Source organism: Endozoicomonas atrinae, assembly GCF_001647025.1.
Classification (GTDB): Bacteria; Pseudomonadota; Gammaproteobacteria; order Pseudomonadales; family Endozoicomonadaceae; genus Endozoicomonas; species Endozoicomonas atrinae.
In genome coordinates this window covers 1-4045 of sequence record NZ_LUKQ02000371.1, presented here as the reverse complement: position 1 = coordinate 4045, position 4045 = coordinate 1, and the positions used below count along the sequence as shown (strand labels likewise).

The window sequence follows — 4045 nt, the reverse complement described above, 5'->3', positions numbered from 1 at the left end:
GCTGCTTGTACTGCTTGATGTAGGTGAACGACTCGCTGAAATCGTACTGTGCCCTGGCGCAGTCGTAGAAGCAGGTCAGTTCTATGTTGAGTCCCGTTGAACTCATGTCGAAGTTATTCTTGTACATAGGTGCCTCCTTTATGTGTGACTTGACCAATCACGCTGGTCGTTCATGTGATGGCCGCCGAGAATGCGACCTCCGTTGGCGTAATAGGTTCCGAAGTACACGGCCTGGTCGGTGAAGTCGTATCGGACGACGATGTAATGGGCATTGTCGATGTTGCGGCTGTACCAGTGGGTCATGTCTCGGATATACCTGCCGCCGTTGTAAGAGCGGAGGAACTGGTCGAAACCGTCAGGGTCGTGGACTGCGAGGAAGGAGCTGCCGTCACCGAACGGGTCGAACTCTGGCGAGAGCATGTCAGGACGAATGAACCGTACTTCAGGTGGGGTGTCGCTGGTTGAGCCGAGGCTCATGCTGCGAACGAAGTCTTTCAAACGCATGAGGATCATGAAGACCTCCTTTTCGTGGTTGCACAAAAAAGCCAGACCGTAATTGATCTGGCTGAGAGGGTTCCCGTAATTCCGTGGGTGAATGCCAATCCGGCTCAGTGAGGATGGGATCAGGGGGAAACTGAGAATTTGGTAAGGGGGTTTCCCCTAATAGCGCGGGCGGGTGTATTTATTGATCAACTGCAATGAGGGCTTGTGTTTTTTTGTATAAGATGTGGGGCTAAGGACGTTTTGGGAAGCCTTGTATGCACAACTTTATTCCACCGAAGCCACTATACCTAATGGACTCAGAGCAAAACATTCGTATTCGATATGAGGTGTTAGGCGATTACATATCCATTCGCTATGGTGCCAGGAGCTGCACAATACATCGAAATAACAAGGTGCTTCGTTCTGACCGGACTGAATCTGGACAAAATGTTGTCTACAGGTTGCGGAACAAGTTCGAGTTCGAGCTTTCGTCACCGGATAATATGAAAGCACTGGATGGTTTTTTTGATGTCGTCTGTGGTGAAGGTGAACGAAATGGGATTCACTGCGAGTGGGTTTTGCCTGATCGCAGGGTGAGAAATTACAGCTGAGGGTTCACTACCACACTGCATGAACTTATTTGTTACCAATCATCCAGTTTTGTCAGTCGGTATTTCGTGGCGTAGTACTCGACGCATTCTTCCGGTGCTTCGCCAGCTTCGTAGGAGTCCTTGAGCCTGCAATAGTCGCCCGTTACCTCGCGGGCGTCGATGTTGTAGGTCTTCAAGGCGTAGTCGTTGGCTTGCATGAGCCATTGTGTGAAGGTCATTTGTTGTTCTCCCTTACATAAGTTGATACGACGGTGCAGTAGTTGGCAAATGTCAGACGTGTCCTCCTGCCTTGATGGTGTCGATGATTTCCCTGAGTGGGCGTGGCTCGAAGTTGATGTCACGTTCGATGGACATGCCGAAGGGGAGTGTCACGCTCTGGAGTTCAGCCAGTGAGACCGTGCCGCACTCGGCGAACATGGGATTGCCGTCGGTGACGAAGGCCATAAAGATGTCGTCGTCGAGACGTTCGTAGACGTACCATGTGTGGCTACCGCAGGGGTTGAACCACTTGCAGATGACGGTGATGTCGTCGATGGGTGTTTGTGACAGGTCGCCGGTCTTGGCGAACTTGTTTTCAATGGCTTTCGTGAGTAGTTTCATGGTGTTGTCCTCCGTGGACGTTTGTTTTGGGCACAAAAAAGCCAGACCGATTGATCTGGCTGATGGATTTCCCCTAAGAACATGCGCGGGTGTCTGTGTTAGATGTAACCCAGCTCTCTCATTGCTTCCTCGTACTTGTCCGATAGTGATATGTCACGCAATCCCAGCAGGTAGGCGAGTTGGGCGATCATGATCGTGATCTCTGGCGGACAGTCGTTAGCTTCGAGGGCGATGTTGTTCTCTTGGCAGTAGACAATCGCTTCGTGGATGTTGCGGGCGATGAGTTGACGGTTGACCGCGCCGTCGTAGCAGGCGCGAGCCGCGCCTTGGAATTGTTGTGGTAGTTTCATGGTGTGTTACCTCGCATTTTTCGTGGACAAAAAAAATCCCCGCACGAGGCGGGGAGTGGTTACGCAGGTGGATTACCCGAACACTGCGAGCAGTTTGTCCAGCTTGGCTTCAAGCGCGTCGATTCGAGTGTCTGCGCTCACGGGCTTGGCTTGCTCAGGCTGAACCAGACCGAGACGACGCTCGGCTTCACGCAGGTTCGCGACCTTGAGTGGGTCTTTGATCATGCCCTTGTTCATGCGGGTGATCGCGGCCTTGGTGGTGCGTGAGTCCATGAGTTTCATGACGTCAGCCTCGACGAAGGCGACGGTCAAGCCGTCGAGCTGTGCGTGGTTCGCACTTGGCTTCGTGGCTTTGCGCTTCGTGGATTTCTTGGGCTGCTGCGGAGCAGCAACACCGGCGATCGCGTTGATCTCATCGCGCAGGGTGGCGATGGGCTTGCCGGTCATGGCTTCGAGGGCCTTCAGGCTCGGGAATGTGGGCTTGCGACCCTTGGCCACACGCTTTGCGCCGTTCTGGAGCATGTGCTCGACGGCAACGGTCTGATCAACCTCGCCTGATTGCACGAGTGCAGTGATTTCTTTCGCGGTTTTGCCGTGTAAATTTTCCATGAGAATTACCTCGCTGTTTTGCCGGAATTGGTACAGCGATTTCCCCTATATGCGTGTGAATTACCTGTGGATTACTTGTTAAAAACAGGTGGAAACGATGTGTTTATGGATAAATTTTCGCATTTGTTTGTGCTTATCGATCTTGTTGAAAACCTAAGATAGGTTCCAAGAATTATTTAAAATCAATAAGTTAAATGTACGGGACGAAGGTGAAGAGAAAAAGTTATACAAAAAAAGGGGGGGGGGAGGGGCTCTTTGCTGTCAGGAGTCCCAGGAATTTCCACTTTCCGACCCCGCGACAATTTTTAGCAAATTTCAAAAACAGGTCTCGATACCATGTTGAGGAAAAAGTCAGAGGAAGCCTGCAAAACCGTTCTGGAGACTGGACAGAAAGTTAATCGTCCCCGCAGGCAATGCCGCTACAACAAGTCCCAGGAGACCCGCATTGCCATCGCTCGCGAAAAATCCGGTCGCAAGGGGCGGAAAACCATCTCCGAAAACAACAGTAAGGCCCTCCTCGAAAAACGAAAACTCGAAATCGAAGAAAAACAGCGCAAGCTCGACCAGCAAAAAGCCAACGAGGAACACGTCGCCAAACAAATGATGGCGGTTCAGGCCCGCCTTCTGGCCAGACCAGTCACTTCCGAAGACGTTGCCCGCATCCGTACCGACCTCCATAACATCGTCGTCAGCGAAACCGAACGCGCTCGCCTCTTCCTCGAAGGAAAATCCGAGTGGAACAGCAATCAAGTCCGCCTCTACGGCATGTTGCTCAACAAAGTCATGCCAGACTTGTCGCAGAAATTTACCGAAGTTCAGATCGAGCACCGCAAAGTCGATGAACTCTCCCGCGCTGAGTTGGAAGCCATTATCGCTGAAGCTGAAGTTCTCCCTAATGGTGATTGAACAATAAATCTCACTCCCAAGGAACACGACCATGACCGTCATTAACCGCGAAAAGAACGGCATTCCCTCAAGCCTCACCCCCGAAGAGTTCGGCCAGCACATGAACATGCTCAACCTGGACGACATTCCGCCAGAACGCCGGAAAATGGCCATCATTGACCACATGATGCGGGTAGCAGCCAGCAACATCACCGACCCGATGGCCGCCGCCGAACTTTCTCAGGCGTGGCTCTCCCGTAAAGCCAAACGGTAACGCATGAAAATCAGCCGCAAGGATGCAGCGAAACACCTCCTGAAACTCCGTCACGCCGAGGAATCCTACCTCGGCTACATCAAGCTCAGGTACCCCGACTTCGAGTTAACAAACTTCCAGAAGCTCATCATCCTTGCCCTTGATCTGGCCGAGAAAGGTCAACTCAAATCCGACTTCATCGACGTACACGTCCACGGCAAGGCACCCAGAACCGAGGCAAAACCCACACGCAA

At 52.1% G+C, this 4045-nt stretch carries 9 protein-coding genes; 4 read left to right on the top strand and 5 right to left on the bottom strand.

Annotated elements, in window-relative coordinates:
- Positions 1-138: 138 nt before the first annotated feature.
- Positions 139-513, bottom strand: a complete 375-nt coding sequence (locus AK963_RS32555; RefSeq protein WP_139117683.1) for a hypothetical protein — start codon at positions 511-513, stop codon at positions 139-141.
- Positions 514-794: 281 nt separating this feature from the next.
- Here AK963_RS32555 and AK963_RS26350 point away from each other — a divergent pair, with 281 nt between their 5' ends.
- Positions 795-1094, top strand: coding sequence for a hypothetical protein (locus tag AK963_RS26350; protein WP_066018325.1), 300 nt, complete (start codon positions 795-797; stop codon positions 1092-1094).
- A gap of 32 nt (positions 1095-1126) precedes the next feature.
- On the opposite strand, the gene AK963_RS26345 is transcribed toward AK963_RS26350, so the two are convergent.
- The 4 genes from AK963_RS26345 to AK963_RS26330 all read right to left on the bottom strand — a co-directional run bounded on the left by AK963_RS26345 (position 1127) and on the right by AK963_RS26330 (position 2653).
- The gene (locus AK963_RS26345; RefSeq protein WP_066018324.1) at positions 1127-1312 is read right to left on the bottom strand and encodes a hypothetical protein; all 186 of its coding nucleotides are present in this window, start codon (positions 1310-1312) and stop codon (positions 1127-1129) included.
- A gap of 52 nt (positions 1313-1364) precedes the next feature.
- Positions 1365-1694, bottom strand: a complete 330-nt coding sequence (locus AK963_RS26340) for a DUF2958 domain-containing protein (protein WP_066018323.1) — start codon at positions 1692-1694, stop codon at positions 1365-1367.
- 98 nt (positions 1695-1792) lie between these two features.
- Positions 1793-2044: a hypothetical protein gene (locus AK963_RS26335; RefSeq protein ID WP_066018322.1), complete on the bottom strand. Its 252-nt coding sequence runs from the start codon at positions 2042-2044 to the stop codon at positions 1793-1795.
- Positions 2045-2116: 72 nt separating this feature from the next.
- Entirely contained in the window at positions 2117-2653 is a 537-nt protein-coding gene (locus AK963_RS26330; RefSeq protein WP_066018321.1) for a hypothetical protein, read from the bottom strand.
- A gap of 336 nt (positions 2654-2989) precedes the next feature.
- Between AK963_RS26330 and AK963_RS32550 the strand changes: the two genes are divergently transcribed.
- The 3 genes from AK963_RS32550 to AK963_RS26315 form a co-directional block, all read left to right on the top strand.
- Entirely contained in the window at positions 2990-3559 is a 570-nt protein-coding gene (locus tag AK963_RS32550) for a hypothetical protein (protein ID WP_139117682.1), read from the top strand.
- A 31-nt stretch (positions 3560-3590) separates the two neighbouring features.
- Positions 3591-3812: a hypothetical protein gene (locus AK963_RS26320; RefSeq protein ID WP_066017949.1), complete on the top strand. Its 222-nt coding sequence runs from the start codon at positions 3591-3593 to the stop codon at positions 3810-3812.
- A 3-nt stretch (positions 3813-3815) separates the two neighbouring features.
- Positions 3816-4045, top strand: a 230-nt coding sequence (locus AK963_RS26315; RefSeq protein ID WP_139117681.1) for a hypothetical protein, incomplete at its 3' end; no start/stop codon positions are given.

Coding starts and splice junctions, on each gene's coding strand:
- AK963_RS32555 (WP_139117683.1), bottom strand. CDS start 513: ATGATCCTCATGCGTTTGAAAGACTTCGTTCGCAGCATGAGCCTCGGC.
- AK963_RS26350 (WP_066018325.1), top strand. CDS start 795: ATGGACTCAGAGCAAAACATTCGTATTCGATATGAGGTGTTAGGCGAT.
- AK963_RS26345 (WP_066018324.1), bottom strand. CDS start 1,312: ATGACCTTCACACAATGGCTCATGCAAGCCAACGACTACGCCTTGAAG.
- AK963_RS26340 (WP_066018323.1), bottom strand. CDS start 1,694: ATGAAACTACTCACGAAAGCCATTGAAAACAAGTTCGCCAAGACCGGC.
- AK963_RS26335 (WP_066018322.1), bottom strand. CDS start 2,044: ATGAAACTACCACAACAATTCCAAGGCGCGGCTCGCGCCTGCTACGAC.
- AK963_RS26330 (WP_066018321.1), bottom strand. CDS start 2,653: ATGGAAAATTTACACGGCAAAACCGCGAAAGAAATCACTGCACTCGTG.
- AK963_RS32550 (WP_139117682.1), top strand. CDS start 2,990: ATGTTGAGGAAAAAGTCAGAGGAAGCCTGCAAAACCGTTCTGGAGACT.
- AK963_RS26320 (WP_066017949.1), top strand. CDS start 3,591: ATGACCGTCATTAACCGCGAAAAGAACGGCATTCCCTCAAGCCTCACC.